Origin of the sequence: Streptomyces tendae (assembly GCF_014650435.1) — a bacterium.
Taxonomy (GTDB): Bacteria; Actinomycetota; Actinomycetes; order Streptomycetales; family Streptomycetaceae; genus Streptomyces; species Streptomyces tendae.
In genome coordinates, this window is sequence record NZ_BMUY01000019.1 from 147,347 (window position 1) to 165,618 (window position 18,272).

Consider the following 18,272-nt stretch of genomic DNA (forward strand, 5'->3'; position numbering starts at 1 on the left):
CGGTCAGGGAGAACGGACGGGAGCCACTTTGTTCACCCACGGTACAAAACAGACCGGGGTTCGCGCCACCGGCGCACGCCACCGGCCCCGTCACAACCGGCCGGGACCCGGCCGGGGACCGGCGGCCGACGCTCAGCCGGCGATCGCCTCCCACAGGCTCCACACGCCGAGGCCCAGCATGAGCACCGCCGCGATCTTCGTGATCAGCCCCAGCGGCACCCGCTTCATCAGGGCCTTTCCACCGACGATGCCGAGCCCGGCCACCGCCCACAGCGCGAGCACCGCACCGAGGCCGACGGAGAGCGGGTCGTCGTAGCGGGCCGCGAGGTTGGCCGTCATGATCTGCGTCAGGTCGCCGAACTCGGCGACCAGGATGAGCATGAACCCCGCCCCGGCGACCTTCCAGAAGGACTGGTCCTGCGGCTTGCGGACCTCCTCGTCCTCGTCGTCCTTCTTCATCAGCAGCACGGCGGCACCGCCGAGGAACAGCACACCGGTGATCGCGTGCACGAGCTGCTGCGGCAGCAGGGTCAGCACGCTGCCCGCCGCGACGGCGAGCACGACGTGCACCAGGAAGGCGGCGGCCACGCCCGCGAAGACGTACGAGGCCCGGTAGCGGGTGCCGAGGACGAGGCCGGCGAGTGCGGTCTTGTCCGGCAGTTCGGCGAGGAAGACGACACCGAAGACGAGCGCCGTCACGGTCAGGCTGATCAAGGTTCCTCAATCGGTCGGGGCCACCCCGCCGAGAGTGCTGATGGTGCGGATTTCGATCCCCGCGACGCGCGACACCTCGGCACGGCAGCACACGGATCCACCCCTGCCGTACGGCACGGGCGTGCACTGCTTGCCGAAGGTCTCGCTGGCCTGCCCCGCTCACGAGGCCTGCCTCCGGGCGCCGGCTCAGACGAGCTGAGCAGTATGTCGACGGTCCGGCGAAGAGCTACTCCCCTTCTGCGCCGTCCATAGTACGCGACCCCCCGGGCGGGGCCGAGGGCCGAAAGTCCCGGCCCGTCTCCGTCACGAGTCTCGCCGCGCTTCTAGACGTGCCATGCACACGTCACTAACTTCTAACCGACCGCACACCCGTGCGCCATGCGGCGTCGCGAGCATTCCCCTGCCCGCGTCCCAACGCCCCCACACTCACAGGGAGTTCGCATGCCGAAGTTCTACGCGCGTCGACGGCTCGGTTTCCTCGCCGCGTTCACCGGGCTCATAGCCTCCGCCGGGCTCCTCAACGGCCCGGCCGCCTCCGCCGCCCTCCCCACCCCGGTCAGCGCCGCCACCGCCCGCACCTACCTCGCCTCCCTCACGGTGGCCACCGAGGACCGCACCGGCTACGACCGCGACCTCTTCCCGCACTGGATCACCCAGTCCGGCACCTGCAACACCCGCGAGACGATCCTCAAGCGCGACGGCACGAACGTCGTCACCGACTCCTCCTGCGCCGCCACCAGCGGCAGTTGGTACTCCCCCTACGACGGCGCCACCTGGTCCGCCTCCTCCGACGTCGACATCGACCACCTGGTGCCGCTCGCCGAGGCATGGGACTCCGGCGCCGACTCCTGGACCACCTCGCGCCGGCAGTCCTTCGCCAACGACCTGACCCGGCCCCAGCTCCTCGCGGTCACCGACAACGTCAACCAGTCCAAGGGCGACCAGGACCCGGCCACCTGGATGCCCTCGCGCAGCGCCTACCGCTGCACGTACGTGCGCGCCTGGGTGCAGGTGAAGTACTACTACGACCTCTCGGTCGACTCGGCGGAGAAGTCCGCCCTGCAGGGCTATCTCGCGAACTGCTGACGCCCGTCGGCGTCCGGCCGCCGTCCGTTCCGCCGCCCGTTCCGCCGTCAGTTCGGCGCGGAACCTCCCCGCCGGCCTCCGTCGTTCCGTACCGTACGGGGCGACGGAGGAGAGGATCATCGTGACGGAACTGCGCCTGGGACCACTGCTGAGGTACACCGACGGTTCCCGCGCGACCGTCTGGGTCGAGACGGACGGCCCCTGCACGGCCGAGGTGCGCTGCGCCGACGGCGCCCGGGGCACGGCCCGCAGCTTCCTGATCGCGGGCCACCACTACGCCCTGGTCCAGGTCGACGGCCTGACGCCCGGCACGGCGACGGAGTACGAGGTGCTCCTCGACGGGACCGGTGTGTGGCCGCCGCCCGACTCCCGCTTCCCGCCCTCGGTGATCGCCACTCCCACGGACGACGACGGCATGCGCGTCGCCTTCGGCTCCTGCCGCTGGGCGGCGCCGCCCGCCGGCGGCAAGGACCGCGTGGGTCCCGACGCCCTGGACACCCTCTCAGCCCGCGTCGCGGCCGACCCCGACGGTGCCCGCCCCGACGTGCTGCTGCTGCTCGGCGACCAGGTGTACGCCGACGAGATCTCCGACGCCACGCGCCAGTGGATCGCCGGCCGGCGGGACTTGGACGCGGGTCCCGGCGACCAGGTCGCAGACTACGAGGAGTACACCCGCCTCTACTACGAGTCCTGGCTCGACCCCGAGGTGCGCTGGCTGCTGTCCACCGTCCCCAGCTGCATGATCTTCGACGACCACGACGTCATCGACGACTGGAACACCTCCGCAGCCTGGCTCGCCGACATGCGGGCCACCGACTGGTGGCAGCAGCGGCTGCTGAGCGGATTGATGTCGTACTGGGTGTACCAGCAGCTGGGCAACCTGTCCCCGGACGAACTGGCCGCCGACCCGCTCTACACGGCCGTCCGCGAGGCACCCGACGGCACCGACGCCCTGCGGGACTTCGCCGCCCGCGCCGACGCCGATCCGGCCTCCGTCCGCTGGAGCTACCGGCGCGACTTCGGGCGCATACGGCTGCTGATGGTCGACTCCCGCGCGGCCCGCGTCCTGGAGGAGGACCGCCGCACGATGCTCGACCCGGCCGAGGCCGCGTGGCTGCGCGAACAGATCCTCGACGGGCGGGGCCGCGGGAGCGGGGGCCAGGGCGACAACAGGGGCGGGAGCGAGAACGGGGGCGCGAGCGAGAACGGCGGCGACGGTCTCGGCGCGTACGACCACCTGCTGATCGGCACCTCGCTGCCCTGGCTGCTGCCCCACCTGGTGCACGACGTGGAGGCGTGGAACGCCGCGATGTGCGGCGGTGAACGGGGCGCGCGCTGGGCGCGGCTCGGGGAGCGGATCCGGCGCGGGGCCGACCTGGAGCACTGGTCCGCGTTCCCCTCGTCCTTCGACGCCCTCGGCGACCTGATCGCCGAGGCCGGTACCGGGCCTGGAGCGCCCGCGACCGTGAGTGTGCTGTCGGGCGACGTCCACCACGCCTACGTGGCCGAGCCGTCGTGGCCGGGGCGGGCACCGGACGCGCGCGTGGCCCAGCTGACCTGCTCCCCCGTCCACAACTCCGTGCCGCTCTCGATCCGCCTCGGCTTCCGCTTCGGCTGGAGCGCCCCCGCGCGTGCCCTCGGGCGGCGCATCGCCCGGCACGGACGCTGCACGCCCCCGGCGGTGAGCTGGCGCAGAACGGGCGGGCCCTGGTTCGGCAACCAGATCATGACGCTGACCCTGCGGGGGCGGTCGGCGCGGCTGCGCCTGGAACAGGCCCGGGCCCATCGTGACGGGACGACCGTCCTGCGGAAGGTGACGGACCGGGAGCTGGCGTAGACGGCCCCGGGAGGCGCGGCGACCCGCCCGGGTTGAGACGGCACGGCCCGCACGGGGTGAGACGGTGTGGCCCGCTTGGGGCCGCGGCGGTGTGCGGCCCGCATGGGTCAGGGGCGGTGCGGGGTATGAATTGAGTCACGTCGGTGGGCCGCGCCGCGAGTGTGGGAGCGCTCCCACCTGGCCCGGTGGCAGTAGCGGGCAGGTGACCGCACGTCAGGCTATGGCTAAATGTTGAACTTGCAAGCACTCGTTAGGCTCACCTAACGTGGGCCGCCCACTCGGTTCCGTCCCCCACCGGCCCGTTCCGGCCGGCCGACCGAAGGAGCACTCCCCCATGCCCGGACGCCTCAACAGCGCCACCGCCCAGCCATACGTACTCGGCCTGTTCCGCATGGTCGTCGGCCTCCTCTTCGCCTGCCACGGCGCCGCCTCGCTCTTCGGCGTCCTCGGTGGCGCGGCGGGGGGCGGCACGATCGACGCGGGCACCTGGCCGGGCTGGTACGCGGCCGTGATCCAGCTGGTCGGCGGCAGCCTCGTCCTGCTGGGCCTCGGCACCCGAGCCGCGGCGGTCATCGCCTCCGGCTCCATGGCCTACGCGTACTTCAAGGTGCACCAGCCGGGTGCCCTGTGGCCGATGGAGAACGGCGGCGAGGCTTCCGTCATGTTCTGCTGGGCCTTCCTGCTGCTCGCCTTCACCGGTTCCGGTGCCTTCGGACTGGACCGGCTCCTCGCCCGGCGCACGTCGGAGCCGGAGCAGTCCACCCCGGAGCGGCAGACGCCGGTCGCGGCCTGATCCGACCGCGTGTGAACGCCGCGCGTCGATCACACAAGCCCCCTGTGAACCCTCTGTCACACCCCGGGCGTACGCTGTATGGCTGTCATCGGCCGCTCCTGCCGTCCCCGCGTCTCGCGGCATGGCCCGGCCCACGGGGGAGTATCGGGGAGTTGTGGTGGTCGAAGGTCTGGGAAGCATCGGGTCGCTGGTCAGCAGCCCATGGATCTATGCGCTGGTGGCCGTTTCGGTGCTCCTCGACATCTTCCTGCCGGTGCTGCCCAGCGGGGTCCTCGTGATCACGGCGGCGACCGCGGCGGCGGCGGGTTCGGGGGCGGCGGCCGCCGGGCGGGTTCCGCAGGACGTTCCCGACATCGTCGTCCTCACGCTCTGCGCGGCGACCGCCTCCGTCGCCGGCGACCTTGCCGTGTACCGCCTCGCCTGGCGCGGCGGGGCGCGACTGGACCGCGCGATCGCCCGTTCCCGGCGGCTGACCTCCGCGCAGGAACGTCTCGGCGGCGCCCTGGCCCGCGGCGGCGGCGCCCTCGTCGTCCTGGCCCGGTTCGCCCCGGCCGGTCGCTCGGTCGTCTCACTCGTCGCCGGGGCGGCGCACCGCCGGGTCCGCGAGTTCCTCCCCTGGTCGGCGCTGGCCGGACTGGCCTGGGCCGCGTACAGCGTCGCCCTCGGCTACTTCGGCGGTCAGTGGCTGGGCGCGACCTGGCTGGCGGCGGGGGTGTCGCTGGTGGCGCTGTTCGGCGCGGGGGCGGGCGCGGCGTACCTGATGCGCAGGCAGCCCAGGACGACGGAAGCCTCGTAACGCCGGCGCCCTCGTCGCCCCTCGGTGGCGACGGAAGCCTCGCGAGGGTGCCGCCCGGCGTCACCGACCGGCGTCAGGAGGCGCGTCGCGCTCCGGCGCCGCCCCGTATCTCCAGGCTCGCGAGCAGCTCTGCGGTGGCCTTGGCGACGGCGTCGACGGCGTCGTCGAAGACCTCCCGGTTGTGCGCGGCGGGCGCGCGGAAACCGGAGACCTTCCGTACGTACTGAAGGGCGGCGGCCCTGATCTCGTCCTCGGTGGCCTCCTCGGCCAGCACCGGCGGACGCAGGGTCTTGATGCTGCGGCACATGACGTCGGTCTCCCTCTCCAGATCCACCCGCCAGTCGTTCGACCGGCTCCAGTGGCCCTCCGAACACTCGAAGTCGACACACTCGAAACACTCGAAGTCGACCTGTCTTTCACGGTAGGGCAGAGGTCTGACAGTCGGGCGGGGCCGTGGGGCCGCGGGGCCACCCTTTCGCGTGAACCACGGAAGGGAACGCGCGCCTCAAAATCGAACAGGCGTATCATTGGCATGTGGCTACGACCTATGATTTCCCCAGTGACCTCCTCGCCGGTCAGGAGGAACTGCATCAGGTCCGGGCCGAGCTGTCGGCCCTGTTGAAGAGACTTCCCTGGTCTGTCGAACCGCTCGACGGATTCAGCGACGACAACGGCTGGCGGAAGGTCGAACGCCCGGCCTCGCCCGGCTGGTCGGCGGACGAGCAGGCCGAGGTCGAGAAGCTCCGCCGCCGCGAGCGCGAGCTGGCCGTGTTCGTCAGCACCCATCGCTACTGGTCGGAGACGACCGGCCCCGACCAGGTGAGCGCCCGGTCGGCGCTGAAGCACACCCATGAGGCCCCGCTCCCCGAGTCACCGCCCGGGGACGCCTGAGAAGCGTGAGCGTCGCCCGGGCGGGACTCGTGAGTGCGGCCGAGGGCCTGGTCTCCTACCGGGTCACTGCTTGCCGAGAAGCTTGTTCATCTCCGTGATCTCGGCGTTCTGCGCGGTGACGATGTCGTCGGCCAGCGCCCGTGCCGGTGCGTAGCGGCCCTCGGCCTGCTCGGTCCCGGCCATCTCGACGGCCCCCTCGTGGTGCTCGACCATCATGGCCAGGAACATCGTGTCGAACGCCCGGCCCGACGCCTTCTCCAGCTCCGCCATGTCCTGGCCGTCCATCATCCCGGGCATGCCCGAGTGTCCCGAGTGGTCCATGCCGAGCATCGGCTCCGTCGCCCCCGGCGAGGCGTTCGAGGCCGCGGGCTGGGGCACGTCCTCGCCCCAGGCCGTCAGCCAGCCGGTCATGGTGGTGATCTCCGGGTCCTGCGCCTTCTCGATGCGGGCGGCAAGGTCCTCGACCTCGGCCGACGCCGACCGGTCCGGGGCCAGCCGCGCCATCTCGAGCGCCTGCCGGTGGTGCGGGATCATGCCCTGCGCGAAGGCGACGTCCTGGGCGTTGTGCGCCTTCTCTCCGGTCTCGTTCCCGAGGGTGCTTCCGGCGTCGGCGCTCGCGGACGCGGAGCCGTGCGGGCCCTCGTGAGCGCTGCCGCCGTCGTCGCCGCTGCCGCCTCCGCAGGCGGCGAGGAGGAACGCGGCGGTGGCCGTCGCGGCCACCAGGGCGGTACGGCGCGTGCGGGTACGGATGCTGTTCATGCGTGGACTCCTGCTGTGAAGGGGATGGACATGCCGGTGCACCGCGCGGCGCTCGGGCAGCGCGGGTGCGGGGGCGGTGTCTAGATCCGCAGGAGCTGGAGTTCGGCGAGGGAGGGCGGTGCCCGCGCCCCGTCCGGGGCGTCGACGGCGTGCACGCGTACGGTCCCGTCGCACCCGACGACGGGGACGGGGTCGGGAACGGGCGCCGGCAGCACCGGTCCGTCACTCACCGCGCCGGACGCGCACATCGCGTCGGCGTGCCGGAGATGACCGCCGCCGCAGGAACCGTCGCCCTGCGGGCACCCGGCATGTGCCTCTCCGGTGTGCACCGCGTCGGCGTGCGCGGCCATCGGTGCGGGCGGTGTGGACGGCACCGGCGGCGGCTCCGTCGCATGCGCGTCCGCGGCCGCCGGTGCCGCCGACGCGTGCGGGCGCTCCGCGGAGTGCTCCGGGAGGCCGCCGGCGGGCGCCAGCCCGTGCATGCCGAAGAGCCCGGCGAGCAGTCCGAGCACGCACACGGCCAGCCGCCACCGCACGGGCGGTCCGGGGACGTGCTGCTCGGTGCTGCTGCTCACGGACCTCATCCTAGGGAGGCCGGGAACGACCGCACGCGTAAGGCCCCCGGAAGATCTCCGGGGGCCTTGCGCACCGACGAAGGCGCCGGTCCTGGTGGGCGCGGACGGTTTCGAACCGCCGACATCCTGCTTGTAAGGCAGGCGCTCTACCCCTGAGCTACGCACCCAGGACGAGTCGACAGCCTACATGGCCCAAGGCGCTGCCCGGCAAACGTGTTCCCCCGGTGACCGGGCCCCGGGGGGTTAACCCCACCCTCGATCCGGTAGCGGTCCGGATCCCGCCGGGGGCGCGTGCTCCGTACGGTCGAAGAGCCTCGCCCAGCAGGTCTCCGCGCACCGCGGAAGTCCCGGGCGCGGCGCCTCGTCGTCCGTTCCAGGGGGAGACCGCCATGCCCGCCCGTACCGTTCCCGTCCGCGCGTTCGCCGCCCTCGGTGCCGTCGCCGTTCTCGTCGCGGGCCTGAGCGCCTGCGCCTCCGCCTCGGACGACAAGGACCCCGAGCACCGGTCGTTCGACCTCCAGGGCCGCACGCTCACCGTCGACACCGACGACTCCGCGCTGGAGATCGTCGCCTCGGACGACCACGCCGCCGGGAAGATCGAGGTCACGCGGTGGTTCTCCGGCTCGGTCGCGGTCGGCTCGGACCCCGAGGTGACCTGGAAGATGGACGGCGACCGGCTGGTGCTGCGGATGCACTGCTCCGGTGTGGTCGCCAACTGCGCGGCCAAGCACCGCGTCGAGGTGCCGCGCGGCATCGCCGTCGACGTCAAGGACGGGGACGGCAGTGTGCGGGCCAGCGGGTTCGAGGACGCGCTGAACATCCGTACCGGCGACGGCTCCGTACACGTCACCGACTCCTCCGGCCCGCTGGAACTGCGCACCGACGACGGTTCCGTCCGTGCCTCGGTCTCCTCCCGCCGGGTGCGGGCACACACCGGCGACGGTTCGGTCCGGCTGGAACTCGACACCGTCCCGGACCGGGTGGAGTCCCGCACCGGCGACGGCTCCGTGACGATCTCGCTGCCCCGGGCCGCGTACAAGGTGTCCACCGACACCGGTGACGGTTCGGTCGACGTGTCCGTGCCCACCGACGACACCAGCGCGCACGTCGTGGACGCCCGGTCCGGTGACGGCAAAATCACCGTCCGAACAGCGAACTGACCGCCCCGTGTGTTCGTCCCTTACGGGTGGGAGAATGAACCCGGGCAGGACGGACGACACGGGAGAGTGATGTGACGGCGACGCCATCGCAGCCGTACTCGCCGATGGTGGCGCGCGCCCGACGCCTGCCCGACCGCTCGCGTCGGAGCCGGATGCGCGCGGTCCGTGACACCCTCACCCTGATGGGCCTGCCCCTGCTCGCCGTGTCGGCGCTGCCCGCGGCGTTCGCCGGGGGCGGTACCCGGCGGTGGTTCGGCGGGCGGGCCGAGAGCCAGCGGGCCGAGGCCCAGACCGCGAAGGACGACGCGGCCGCCGCCTTCTACGAACTGGACACCGCCCAGCGTGACCTGCGGATCTCGATAGAGACGATCGCGGCCGTCGACTCCTCCCCCGCCGCCCGGCGCGCGGTCTCCGACTTCGAGGCCCTCGGCCGGCGCATCGACGAGGTCAGCCACCAGTACATCAGCGCCGTCGACGCCCACGACCTGGACCGGGACGACCTGGAGGCGTCGGCCGCCGCGCGCGCCCGCACCGAGCTGACCGCCGCCAAGACCGAGCTGGGCCGGGTCAAACAGGAACTGGACCGCTTCGCCGAGGGCCTCGGCCCCCTCCTCGGCAAGGCCGAGACCCAGCTGGCCCGGCTGGCTCCCGCCGTCGAGCGCGCCCGGCAGGCCCTGCTCGCCGCGTCCAACGCCCTGGACGCCGCACGCGGCTCCGGCCTCAAGGCGGACGACCTCGCCACCCGGCTCGCCACCCTCGGCCCGGAGCTGACCCGGCTGAACCAGGGCGCGGGGCAGCACGGGGTGCCCCAGACGCTCGACCGGGCCGAACGGGTCACCCGAGAGGCCGAGGCGGTCCGCGCCGAGGCGGAACGGCTGCCCGAGCGCGCCGCCGAGATCGGCCACCGCCTGGTCTCCCTGCGTACCCGCGCCCAGGCGCTGACCACCCGCACCGAACAGGTCGAGCCGGTGCTGAGCGAGCTGCGGCGCCGCTTCACCGCCGCCTGCTGGCAGGACCTCCAGCACGTGCCGGAGCAGGCGGCCGAGTCGGTCCGGCAGGCCGAGCGGAGACTGGCCGAGGCGCAGACCGCCCGCGACGAGCAGCGCTGGCCCGACGCCACCGCCCTGCTGTCGACGGTACGAGCGCTGCTGAACTCGACCGACGAAGCCGTCTCGGCGGCCGGCGACCGGCTGGCGCAGCTCAACGCCGTGCAGAAGGACCCGCGGCAGGAGATCGAGCGCACCCGCTTCGCGATCCGCGACGCCCAGCGCCTGGCCATGGCCGGCCGCAACACCCCCGAGCCGCGTCACGCGCGGCCCCTGGACGACGCCGTGGCCCGGCTGGAACGGGCGATCGCCACGCTGGAGGGCCGGCACCCCGACTACTGGCACTTCCTGACGGAGACGGAAGCGGTCCGGGAGACGGTGGCCCACGTGGTCGCGCAGATCCGCGAGGAGCGCGGCGCCGGTCACTGATCCGCGAGGTCGGCCGACCGGGTCCGCCGGTCGGTGATGCCGGTTAATCTGTGCGCATGCCTCGCTACGAGTACCGCTGCCGCAGCTGCGGCGACACCTTCGAACTGAGCCGTCCGATGGCCGAGTCCGCCGCTCCGGCCGCCTGCCCCGCGGGCCACGACGACACGGTGAAGCTGCTGTCGACGGTCGCGGTCGGCGGCTCGTCCTCCGCACCGGCACCGTCGGGCGGCGGCGGTGGCGGGGGTTGCTGCGGCGGTGGCTGCTGCGGCTGAAGCTGCCGCGCCTGAGGCCGCTCGGACAGCCGCCGGCCACGCCGCATACTCCCCGCACGTCGAGGAACCCGGGAAAACGAGCCGCCCAGACTGCCCAGGACCATGCGGTCTTCCTCAGGGTCCCTTCAGCCGCGATTTCCTAGCGTGGTCGCCATGACAGCCATCGCAGCGCAGCCGGCCGCGGACAGCGGTGCGGCACCGCAGTGGATCAACGACCTCATGGACGCCCTCGGCGCCCCCGGCGCCGGTCTCGCCATCGCGCTGGAGAATCTCTTCCCTCCCCTGCCGAGCGAGGTGATCCTGCCGCTCGCCGGGTTCGCGGCGAGCTCCGGCCGGATGAACCTGATCGCCGTCCTGCTGTGGACGACGGCGGGTTCGGTGATCGGCGCGCTCGCCCTCTACGGGATCGGCGCCCTGCTCGGCCGGGACCGCACGGTGGCGATAGCGGGGAAGCTGCCGCTGGTGAAGGTGGCCGACATAGAGAAGACGGAGGCGTGGTTCCTCCGGCACGGGACCAAGGCGGTGTTCTTCGGCCGGATGATCCCCATCTTCCGCAGCCTGATCTCCGTGCCGGCGGGCGTGGAGCGGATGCGGCTGCCCGTCTTCCTCACCCTGACGACGCTCGGCAGTGCCATCTGGAACACCGTGTTCGTACTCGCGGGCTACGCGCTGGGGGACAACTGGTCGGAGGTCTCGGGCATCGCCTCCACGTACTCGAAGGTGATCCTCGCGGCAGCCGCCCTGGCGCTGGTGGTCTTCATCGCCCTGCGTCTGCTGCGGCCGGGCGCCGGCCACCGGCGGCGGGGCCGCGGACAGGACGGGCAGGAGACGCGGTCGCCGGCCGACGACGACGGCCACCCCGGCCCCGGCAGCCGTCCCGGAGGCGGTGCCGGGGACCCGGACGGCGGCTTCAGCGAGTCGGCCCCGCCGCCCGCAGGAACTCGCGCAGGATCCGCTCACCGGCCAGGACGCCGCGCTCGGGCAAGGCGCTGATCGTCGGAGCCGTCCATCCGGAGTCGGCCAGTTCGCCGTGGCCCGGGCGCCAGCCGCGGTCGGCGGCGAGGAGCAGGTCGGCGTCGAGGAGCGAGTCGCCGGCGGCGAGGGTGAGTTCGGCTCCGGTGCGGCGCGCGACCTCGCGCACGGCGGCGCTCTTGGTGAGCGGTTTGGGGACGGCGTAGATCTTGCGGCCCTGGAGGGAGACGGTCCAGCCGCGGTTCTCGGCCCACACGGCGAGTTCCTTCACCCAGTCCTCGGGCAGCAGGTCGCGTTCGACGACCAGGTAGGCGAAGAGGTCCTCGGCGACCCGGTGCTTGCGCACCCACAGTGGGTCGGCGGTGTTCGTCAGGTGGTCGCGGACCTCGGCCAGCGAGGCGCATTCGTCGGCCAGCCGTGCGGTCACCCGGGCGTGCCAGCCGGGGTCGGAGACGCCGTCCACCAGCAGGTGGCCGCCGTTGGCGCAGATCGCGTACTTCGGCGGCGGGCCGGGGAGGTTGATCCGCTGGTACTGCTTGCGGGTCCGGGTGGTGGTGGGCACGAAGACGGCCGTGTCGCCGAGGTCGGTCAGCAGGTGGGCGGCCGTCTCGGTCAGGTAGGACAGGGGTCTGCTCTCGTAGACCTCCACGCACAGCAGGCGGGGTGCCCTCAGGTCGGGCATGGTCAGTCCGAGCGCGGCCGCCGAGTAGATGAGCGTGCGGTCGAGGTCGCTGGCGACGAGCACCGGCATCAGAGCGTCACCGCCTTGCCGTCGGCGCCGGTGGCGCCCCGCGTGTACTGGGGGTGGATCAGCCCGACGCAGGTGTACGGGAGGTCGGCGACCTCTTCCACGGGTACGCCCCGCTGTTCGGCCAGCAGGCGGACGTGGTCCAGGTCGGCGCCTGCCCCGGCCCGGGCCAGGACCTTCCACGGGACGCGGCGCAGCATCACCCGCGTGGTCTCGCCGACGCCGGGCTTGACGAGGTTCACGTCGTGGATGCCGTACTCCTCGCTGATGCGCTCGACGGCGGCCCAGCCTTCCCAGGTGGGCGCGCGGTCGGCGGAGAGGAGGTCCTTCGCCTGGGCGTCGACCGCTTCCGTGACCTCGGGGAAGCGGGCGGAGACGGCGTCGAGGAAGGCCGGTGACAGATCGGCGCCGGCGAGTTCGCGGTAGAACTTCGCGCCGTGGAAGTCGTGCGGGCCGACCAGGTCGGCGCGGAGCACGGTGCGGGATATCAGGCCGGAGACGGTGGAGTTGAGGCAGGCGGAGGGGATGAGGAAGTCGTCCCGGGTGCCGTAGGTGCGCACGCACGAGCCGGGGTCGGCCAGGACCGCGATCTCCGGGTCGAAGCCGGTGACGCCGTCGGAGTCCCCGAACGCGCGCAGGGCGGCCGCGAGTTCGCGGGTGATGGCGCCCTTGCCGGTCCAGCCGTCGACGAAGACGACGTCGGCGGGGTCGTGGTGGTCGGCCAGCCAGCGCAGCGCGTTGGCGTCGATGCCGCGGCCCCGGACGATCGACACGGCGTAGTGCGGGAGGTCGAGTCCATGACGGAACCGCGCCCAGCGGCGCATCAGAACGCCGACGGGGGTGCCCGCGCGGGCGAGGGAGACCAGGACGGGGCGGGGCGACCGTTCCGCGAGGACGATCTCGGTGACGGCGCCGACGGCGCGGGCCAGCCGCGCGGCGGACGTCTCCAATGCCGCGTGGAACAGCTGCTGGTACTGCTCGCTGGGCTGGTACTCCACGGGCAGCGACTCGGCGTAGTGCGCGCCGCCGCTCTGGATCGCCTCCTCGCGCTCCTCGGTCGGCGCCTCCAGCGTCACGTCCGAGAGGTCCTGGAGCAGCCAGCCGACCTCGTCGGGCGCGTACGAGGAGAAGTCGGGGCCGCGCAGGGGCTCGGGCAGCATGGAGGGCCTTTCGGGGGCGTGCGGGGAGCGCGGGACGTACGAGGGGACGACCGCGAGCAGGACGTGGGGGACGTGGGCGGCGAGCCGGTCCTGCAGTCCGTCCGGGGCGTGCAGCGCGGGGGTGTCGGCGACCGAGTCGACGACGGCGACGACGGCGTCGAAGCCGGCGCCCGCGACGTTGTAGGCGTAGCGCTCGCCGGGGCCGTCGGCCGGGTCGTCGTGCGCGGGAAAGACCAGGCGGGTGCGTATGGCGTAGCCGGGGTCGTCGACGGCGAGGACGGGAGAGCGGGTGGTGGTGGAGTAGCGCACGGCGATGTCGCCACCGACGGTCTGCTCCAGCGCGTGGGCCAGGCGGAGCGGGGCGTACATGAGTTCCTCGAAGCCGAGGACCAGGACGCGGCGGGCGCCGGTGGGCAGCGCCTCGGCGATCCGTGCCGCCATCGCCGGCAGGGCGGCCTCCAGCCGGGCGCGGTGGGCCGGGGTGAAGCCGTGCCGTCCGCCGTCGGGCACGTCGTGGGGCCAGTGCAGATCGACGCGCCGCACGGTTCCGGACGGAGCGGCGGCCGGACCCCGGCCGGTCGGGCCGGTGGTCGGTTCCGTGGCCGGTTTCGTGGCCGGTTCCGTGGCCGCCGTCTCGTGGCGGGCGACCAGTTCCTGGCCCTTCTCCAGTACTCCCGGGGGCAGTTGGACGGTGCCCGAGGCGGTGGTCACCAGGTCCACGCGGGCGCCGATCTCCCGGGCGAAGTCGTCCAGCCGGCCGGCGTCCGCGGGCGAGCGCATGTCGACCAGGGCCACCACGACGTACCGCTTGCGGGGATAGCGCTCGTGCAGGGCGCGGACGGTGTTGAGCACCGTGTTGCCGGTGGAGAACTCGTCGTCGACGAGGACCAGCGGCCCGTCCCCGGCCAGCAGCGCGGGGTCCTCCGGCAGCAGGAGGTGGGAGGTGGCGTGCGAGTGGGACTCCTCGAAGCCGCCCGCCCGGGCGACGGTGGCGACCGGACGGCGGGTGGAGTGCAGGTAGGGGGCGGAACCCAGGCCGTCGGCGACCGAGTGGCCGAGTCCGGTGGCCGTCTCCGCGTAGCCGAGGACGACCGCGCGTTCGGCCGCCTCGGCACCGAGCAGGTCGCGGACGCGTCGGCCGAGGGCGACGCCGTGGCCGTGGACGACGGAGGGCGACTGCGGGACGTGCTTGCCGAGCACGTTGGAGACGAGGAGGTGCGCCCGCTTGGGGTTGCGGCGCAGGGCGAGCCCCAGCAGGCCGGTCAGCGCCTCGTCGCCGGCGAGTTGGACGCCGAGCCGCTCGGCGACCCAGCTGCCGGACCATGCCCCGGCGCCCTCTTCGGCGTGCCCCTCGGCGTGCGCCCTCTCGGTCATGTACTCGTGCCTCCCGTTGTCCGCCGCGGCCCGGGCCCCGGCGTCTGTGATGGATCGCTTGCGTCCGGTCGTCCGGCGGTCAGTCGGCGAGGCCGGCGGCGAGCAGTTCCACGAAGCCGATGTCCTCGTTCGCCACCCCGAAGATCTCGGCGCGCAGCAGGGTCCGCTCGGCCCAGGCGCGGTGCGGCTTCACCTCGTTCATCTTGTTCGTGTAGGCCGACCTCATCACACCTCCGCCGCAGCGTTCGGGCCGCAGGATGTCCTGGGCGTCGCTGAACTCCTCGTGGCTGACCACGGACAGTGCGTGCACGGGGAGCACGTGCGAGGGGTGGATGCAGGTCTTGCCCAGCAGGCCGTTGGCCCGGTCCAGGGAGATCTCGCGCAGCAGGCCGTCCATGGAGTGTGCGATGAGCTTCTGGCGCAGTTCCACGGCCTGGCCCTCCAGGAAGGGGCTCTGCCGCAGTTGCGGTTTGAACATCCTTTCCTGGACGCGGAAGTACTCCCACACGGGCCCGGTCACCGTGAAGCCGGTGCCGTCGGCGCGGGCGAGCATGTTGACCACGTCGGCGATCACGGAGGCGACGATCTGGACGTCGTAGGCCGTCATGTCGGGGCCTCGGCGCAGCCCGTAGGAGGAGCAGAAGTCGGTCACGCCGAGCCGCAGAGCGAGCACGCGGTCCCGGTACTTGTCGACCGCGCGGAAGATGCCCTCCAGCGTCTGCACCCGGGACTCCCGGTACAGCAGGTCGGGGGACTCGAGCACGGGCATGGCGAAGAGCCTGCGGCCGCTGGTGGCCTCGGCCGCGGTGAGCGCCTCCAGGAAGGGGATGCCGCGTTCCTCGGTGAACTTCGGCAGCACGAACCCGGACAGCAGCCGGACGGCGGGGCCCAGGCGCCGTACGAGGTCGGGGATCTGCTCGGGGGTGCGGACCCGGACGAACAGCAGGGGGACGTCGTCGCCGGAACGTTCCGCCAGGTCCGTGAGCTGACGGACGAGGTTCGCCTCGCCGACGGGTACGTCGGCGTCGTCGATCGAGTCCTCCAGGCACAGCACCATCGACACCAGGCCGCGCCCGCCCTGCTTCAGGATGTCGTCGGCGAGGTTCGGTCGGGTGGCGGGGCTGTAGAGCGTGGCACCCAGGGCCGCGGACAGCAGCCTGGCCGGCGAGTCCGCGGTGAAGGAGCAGGGCTCCTGATGAAAGAGACGCTTCCGCACATCAGGGGCTATCTGTCCGAAATGACGCATTTAAACTCCCCCGTGGTGTCTGGGCGACCTGGAATCGTCGAAAGGTGGCCGGTAATAGTACGTAGGTATCCATGTCGGAGGTTCCCACCGGGCATGAATTCCAGGTAACCCGGCCGTGTCGGCATCGGCGACCCGGGGCGGGCGCACACCGGTCGAGTACCCGCCCCCGCGTTGTCGTGACCAGGACCGAGAGGGCAGGATGACGACATGACGCACGCGATGCTGAAGGGGTCGAACGTCCCGCTGCAAGCCACCACGGTACGCGCCGTGCTGCGCTGGACTCCCGGGCAGGGGGTTCCCGACGTCGACGCCTCGGCGCTGCTGCTGGGGCCGGACGACCGTGTGCGTTCCGACGAGGACTTCGTCTTCTACAACCAGCCACGGCACCCCTCCGGCCAGGTCTGGCGGCTCGGGAAGAAGCGGGTCGCCGAGGGTCTCACCGACACCATCCAGACGGACCTCACCGGTGTCGAGCCCTCGGTGGGCCGGATCCTGCTGGTCGCGTCCGCGGACGGCGTGGCCTTCGACCGCGTGCGTTCACTGCGCATCCTGCTGCACGACGCCGCGGCCGACGGGGAACCGCTGGCGTACTTCGACGTCACACCGGAGACCGGCCAGGAGACGGCGCTGATCTGCGGCGAGCTGTACCGGCGCGGGGACGGCTGGAAGTTCCGGGCGCTGGGCGAGGGCTACTCCAACGGGCTCAAGGGCCTGGCGACCGACTTCGGCATCTCGGTGGACGAGTCGGAAGGCTCGGACGACCCCATGGCGGCCCCTCGGCCCGAACCGGCCCCGTCGGCCCCCGCGGCCCCGTCCGCGCCGTCCCAGGCCACGCCCGACCAGCCGACACCCGCCCAGTCCATGCCCGCCCCGCAGGCCGTCGGCCCCGACCACCCGACGGCCGTGCAGCCGCTCCCGGGGGCCTCGCGGCCACTGCCGCCGGAGCAGCCCATCGGCGTACCGGCGCAGCCCGCGTACGGCTATCCGCAGCCGCCGACCGCCCAGCCCGCCTACGGCTATCCCCAGCCGGCCGCCGGCCCGCCCGGGTACGGGTATCCGCAGGCGCCCGCGGCGGCGGGGGTCACCGGGGCCCAGTCCGGCTACGGCTATCCGCAGCCGGTCACCGGGGCGCCCGATCCGGACTTCCGGCTGCCCCCGCAGGGGCCGCAGTTCCTCGGCCGGTAGCCGCCACGGACCGCCCCCGGGCGCGTCGGGCCCGGCGGTTCGGGCCGGCTGGTCCGGTCGCGCACGGGCTCATCGCTCCGCCTTGCTCTTGTGCCCCCGGCCCCACTGCAGGCCCCAGCCGTACAGCCGGTCCAGCTCGCCCTGGAAGCCGTACACGAACTTCACCTCGCGGCGGACGAGGATCTCGTCCTTGACGTTCTCGATCATCACCACGGCGCAGGACCGGGCCTGGGGGTGCCGCTCGTCGAGGCCGATCTCGATGCGCGGACCGTTGCTCGGGTAGAGCGTGACGATGGCGTGGGTCCGGTCGAAGGCGGGGGTCTGGTCGTAGATGTAGGCGAACAGCAGCAGGCGCTTGATGGCGTCCTTGTGGTCGAGGTTGACGTAGATCGTCTCGCCGGAGGCCGAGCCGAAGCGGTCGTCGCCGCTGAGCTTGACGTAGGGCGGGGCGTTCACGTCGCCCAGGAAGCCGCCGAGCGGCTGGACCACGCCGCGGGTGCCGTCCTTCAGTTCGTAGAGGCAGCCGAGGTCGAGGTCGACGTTGACCATGCTCTGGCTGTGGCCGACGACCTCGGGAGGCTTGAGCGCCTTGAAGGGGTGCCGCAGCAGGCTCTCCCGCTGGGTGCCCCCGATGTCCGAGGACCGCATGCGCCAGGCCAGGTTGATGCGCAGATTGCCGGTCGCCGCGCCCTGCTTGGTCAGGGAGACCTGGCTGTGCCGTTTGGTCAGCTGTATGGAGTTGGTCGCCGCGCTGCCCGAGTCGAACTCGGACTCGCGGCCGCGCCACAGCCCGTCCAAGAAGCCCATTCCCGCCCCACCTTCGCGTCACCGCCGACGGGGCGGCCCCGAGGAGTCGTCCTCGTCGGCCGCCCCGTTCAGAGCGTTCCTCGTCCGGGCCGGGTTCACACCAGGGGTGTGGGCGCACCGGGGGCGCACCCCGGCCCGGGACCAGGGGTTTCACACCCCGGAGGAGACCTCCGCCTTCTCCTGGTCGCCGTCTCCCCCGGCCGCCGCCAGTGCGCGGTTGCGGCGCACCGAGGAGAAGAAGGACCAGCCGATCAGGGCGACGCCGACGAGGCCCGTGATGATCTCGTGGATCTCGTACTGGATGGTCACGAGCAGGATGACGGCCAGGGCGCCGATGGCGTAGTGGGCGCCGTGCTCCAGGTAGACGTAGTCGTCGAGGGTGCCCTGGCGGACCAGGTAGACCGTGAGCGACCGGACGTACA

At 72.7% G+C, this 18,272-nt stretch carries 19 protein-coding genes and 1 tRNA gene; 10 read left to right on the plus strand and 10 right to left on the minus strand.

Annotation, left to right across the window (positions count from 1 at the left end):
• Positions 1 to 132: 132 nt before the first annotated feature.
• Entirely contained in the window at positions 133 to 714 is a 582-nt protein-coding gene (locus IE258_RS36135) for a TMEM165/GDT1 family protein (protein WP_189750066.1), read from the minus strand.
• Between the two features lie 441 nt (positions 715 to 1,155).
• Between IE258_RS36135 and IE258_RS36140 the strand changes: the two genes are divergently transcribed.
• The 4 genes from IE258_RS36140 to IE258_RS36155 all read left to right on the plus strand — a co-directional run bounded on the left by IE258_RS36140 (position 1,156) and on the right by IE258_RS36155 (position 5,226).
• Positions 1,156 to 1,800 carry an HNH endonuclease family protein gene (locus IE258_RS36140; RefSeq protein ID WP_003976456.1) on the plus strand — a complete coding sequence of 215 codons (645 nt, stop codon included), beginning with the start codon at positions 1,156 to 1,158 and terminating at the stop codon, positions 1,798 to 1,800.
• Between the two features lie 121 nt (positions 1,801 to 1,921).
• On the plus strand, positions 1,922 to 3,637 hold the full coding sequence (locus IE258_RS36145) for an alkaline phosphatase D family protein (protein WP_189750067.1): 1,716 nt from the start codon (positions 1,922 to 1,924) through the stop codon (positions 3,635 to 3,637).
• A 334-nt stretch (positions 3,638 to 3,971) separates the two neighbouring features.
• A complete protein-coding gene (locus IE258_RS36150) occupies positions 3,972 to 4,430 on the plus strand; it encodes a DoxX family protein (RefSeq protein ID WP_189750068.1) in 459 nt (152 codons plus the stop codon).
• A 121-nt stretch (positions 4,431 to 4,551) separates the two neighbouring features.
• Positions 4,552 to 5,226, plus strand: a complete 675-nt coding sequence (locus IE258_RS36155) for a DedA family protein (RefSeq protein WP_189750069.1) — start codon at positions 4,552 to 4,554, stop codon at positions 5,224 to 5,226.
• Between the two features lie 73 nt (positions 5,227 to 5,299).
• Here IE258_RS36155 and IE258_RS36160 read toward each other — a convergent pair whose 3' ends face one another.
• A complete protein-coding gene (locus IE258_RS36160; RefSeq protein ID WP_127896886.1) occupies positions 5,300 to 5,533 on the minus strand; it encodes a DUF2277 domain-containing protein in 234 nt (77 codons plus the stop codon).
• Positions 5,534 to 5,760: 227 nt separating this feature from the next.
• Between IE258_RS36160 and IE258_RS36165 the strand changes: the two genes are divergently transcribed.
• On the plus strand, positions 5,761 to 6,117 hold the full coding sequence (locus IE258_RS36165) for a DUF8825 domain-containing protein (RefSeq protein ID WP_159327474.1): 357 nt from the start codon (positions 5,761 to 5,763) through the stop codon (positions 6,115 to 6,117).
• Between the two features lie 63 nt (positions 6,118 to 6,180).
• Here the strand turns inward: IE258_RS36165 and IE258_RS36170 are convergent, their stop codons facing one another.
• The 3 genes from IE258_RS36170 to IE258_RS36180 form a co-directional block, all read right to left on the minus strand.
• Positions 6,181 to 6,876 (minus strand): DUF305 domain-containing protein, encoded by a 696-nt coding sequence (locus IE258_RS36170; RefSeq protein WP_189750070.1) that lies wholly within the window; start codon positions 6,874 to 6,876, stop codon positions 6,181 to 6,183.
• A gap of 80 nt (positions 6,877 to 6,956) precedes the next feature.
• Entirely contained in the window at positions 6,957 to 7,460 is a 504-nt protein-coding gene (locus IE258_RS36175) for a DUF6153 family protein (RefSeq protein WP_189750071.1), read from the minus strand.
• 83 nt (positions 7,461 to 7,543) lie between these two features.
• A tRNA-Val gene (locus IE258_RS36180) sits at positions 7,544 to 7,618 on the minus strand.
• 222 nt (positions 7,619 to 7,840) lie between these two features.
• On the opposite strand from IE258_RS36180, the gene IE258_RS36185 reads away from it, so the two are divergent.
• The 4 genes from IE258_RS36185 (at position 7,841) to IE258_RS36200 (ending at position 11,351) form a co-directional block, all read left to right on the plus strand.
• Positions 7,841 to 8,611: a DUF4097 family beta strand repeat-containing protein gene (locus tag IE258_RS36185; protein WP_189750072.1), complete on the plus strand. Its 771-nt coding sequence runs from the start codon at positions 7,841 to 7,843 to the stop codon at positions 8,609 to 8,611.
• A gap of 71 nt (positions 8,612 to 8,682) precedes the next feature.
• Positions 8,683 to 10,086, plus strand: a complete 1,404-nt coding sequence (locus IE258_RS36190; RefSeq protein ID WP_189750073.1) for a coiled-coil domain-containing protein — start codon at positions 8,683 to 8,685, stop codon at positions 10,084 to 10,086.
• Positions 10,087 to 10,142: 56 nt separating this feature from the next.
• Complete coding sequence (locus tag IE258_RS36195) at positions 10,143 to 10,358, plus strand: FmdB family zinc ribbon protein (RefSeq protein ID WP_189750074.1); 216 nt, start codon at positions 10,143 to 10,145, stop codon at positions 10,356 to 10,358.
• Between the two features lie 153 nt (positions 10,359 to 10,511).
• Entirely contained in the window at positions 10,512 to 11,351 is an 840-nt protein-coding gene (locus IE258_RS36200; RefSeq protein ID WP_189750075.1) for a DedA family protein, read from the plus strand.
• Here the strand turns inward: IE258_RS36200 and IE258_RS36205 are convergent.
• The 3 genes from IE258_RS36205 to IE258_RS36215 all read right to left on the minus strand — a co-directional run bounded on the left by IE258_RS36205 (position 11,269) and on the right by IE258_RS36215 (position 15,858).
• Positions 11,269 to 12,081, minus strand: a complete 813-nt coding sequence (locus IE258_RS36205; RefSeq protein WP_189750076.1) for an HAD family hydrolase — start codon at positions 12,079 to 12,081, stop codon at positions 11,269 to 11,271. The genes IE258_RS36200 and IE258_RS36205 overlap by 83 nt on opposite strands.
• Complete coding sequence (locus tag IE258_RS36210; RefSeq protein WP_189750077.1) at positions 12,081 to 14,612, minus strand: phosphoribosyltransferase; 2,532 nt, start codon at positions 14,610 to 14,612, stop codon at positions 12,081 to 12,083. Before IE258_RS36210 ends, IE258_RS36205 begins: the two co-directional genes overlap by 1 nt.
• Before the next feature lie 79 nt (positions 14,613 to 14,691).
• On the minus strand, positions 14,692 to 15,858 hold the full coding sequence (locus tag IE258_RS36215) for an HpcH/HpaI aldolase/citrate lyase family protein (protein ID WP_189750078.1): 1,167 nt from the start codon (positions 15,856 to 15,858) through the stop codon (positions 14,692 to 14,694).
• A 207-nt stretch (positions 15,859 to 16,065) separates the two neighbouring features.
• On the opposite strand from IE258_RS36215, the gene IE258_RS36220 reads away from it, so the two are divergent.
• Positions 16,066 to 17,043, plus strand: a complete 978-nt coding sequence (locus IE258_RS36220) for a TerD family protein (RefSeq protein WP_189750079.1) — start codon at positions 16,066 to 16,068, stop codon at positions 17,041 to 17,043.
• A gap of 69 nt (positions 17,044 to 17,112) precedes the next feature.
• On the opposite strand, the gene IE258_RS36225 is transcribed toward IE258_RS36220, so the two are convergent.
• Together IE258_RS36225 and IE258_RS36230 are read right to left on the minus strand one after the other, a co-directional pair.
• The gene (locus IE258_RS36225; RefSeq protein ID WP_159327465.1) at positions 17,113 to 17,850 is read right to left on the minus strand and encodes a TerD family protein; all 738 of its coding nucleotides are present in this window, start codon (positions 17,848 to 17,850) and stop codon (positions 17,113 to 17,115) included.
• A gap of 150 nt (positions 17,851 to 18,000) precedes the next feature.
• The coding region (locus IE258_RS36230; protein ID WP_189750080.1) for a DUF475 domain-containing protein at positions 18,001 to 18,272 on the minus strand (272 nt) is incomplete at its 5' end.

Coding starts and splice junctions, on each gene's coding strand:
- IE258_RS36140 (WP_003976456.1), top strand. CDS start 1,156: ATGCCGAAGTTCTACGCGCGTCGACGGCTCGGTTTCCTCGCCGCGTTC.
- IE258_RS36150 (WP_189750068.1), top strand. CDS start 3,972: ATGCCCGGACGCCTCAACAGCGCCACCGCCCAGCCATACGTACTCGGC.
- IE258_RS36155 (WP_189750069.1), top strand. CDS start 4,552: ATGGCCCGGCCCACGGGGGAGTATCGGGGAGTTGTGGTGGTCGAAGGT.
- IE258_RS36160 (WP_127896886.1), bottom strand. CDS start 5,533: ATGTGCCGCAGCATCAAGACCCTGCGTCCGCCGGTGCTGGCCGAGGAG.
- IE258_RS36170 (WP_189750070.1), bottom strand. CDS start 6,876: ATGAACAGCATCCGTACCCGCACGCGCCGTACCGCCCTGGTGGCCGCG.
- IE258_RS36175 (WP_189750071.1), bottom strand. CDS start 7,460: ATGAGGTCCGTGAGCAGCAGCACCGAGCAGCACGTCCCCGGACCGCCC.
- IE258_RS36185 (WP_189750072.1), top strand. CDS start 7,841: ATGCCCGCCCGTACCGTTCCCGTCCGCGCGTTCGCCGCCCTCGGTGCC.
- IE258_RS36195 (WP_189750074.1), top strand. CDS start 10,143: ATGCCTCGCTACGAGTACCGCTGCCGCAGCTGCGGCGACACCTTCGAA.
- IE258_RS36200 (WP_189750075.1), top strand. CDS start 10,512: ATGACAGCCATCGCAGCGCAGCCGGCCGCGGACAGCGGTGCGGCACCG.
- IE258_RS36205 (WP_189750076.1), bottom strand. CDS start 12,081: ATGCCGGTGCTCGTCGCCAGCGACCTCGACCGCACGCTCATCTACTCG.
- IE258_RS36210 (WP_189750077.1), bottom strand. CDS start 14,612: ATGACCGAGAGGGCGCACGCCGAGGGGCACGCCGAAGAGGGCGCCGGG.
- IE258_RS36215 (WP_189750078.1), bottom strand. CDS start 15,858: ATGCGTCATTTCGGACAGATAGCCCCTGATGTGCGGAAGCGTCTCTTT.
- IE258_RS36220 (WP_189750079.1), top strand. CDS start 16,066: ATGACGCACGCGATGCTGAAGGGGTCGAACGTCCCGCTGCAAGCCACC.
- IE258_RS36225 (WP_159327465.1), bottom strand. CDS start 17,850: ATGGGCTTCTTGGACGGGCTGTGGCGCGGCCGCGAGTCCGAGTTCGAC.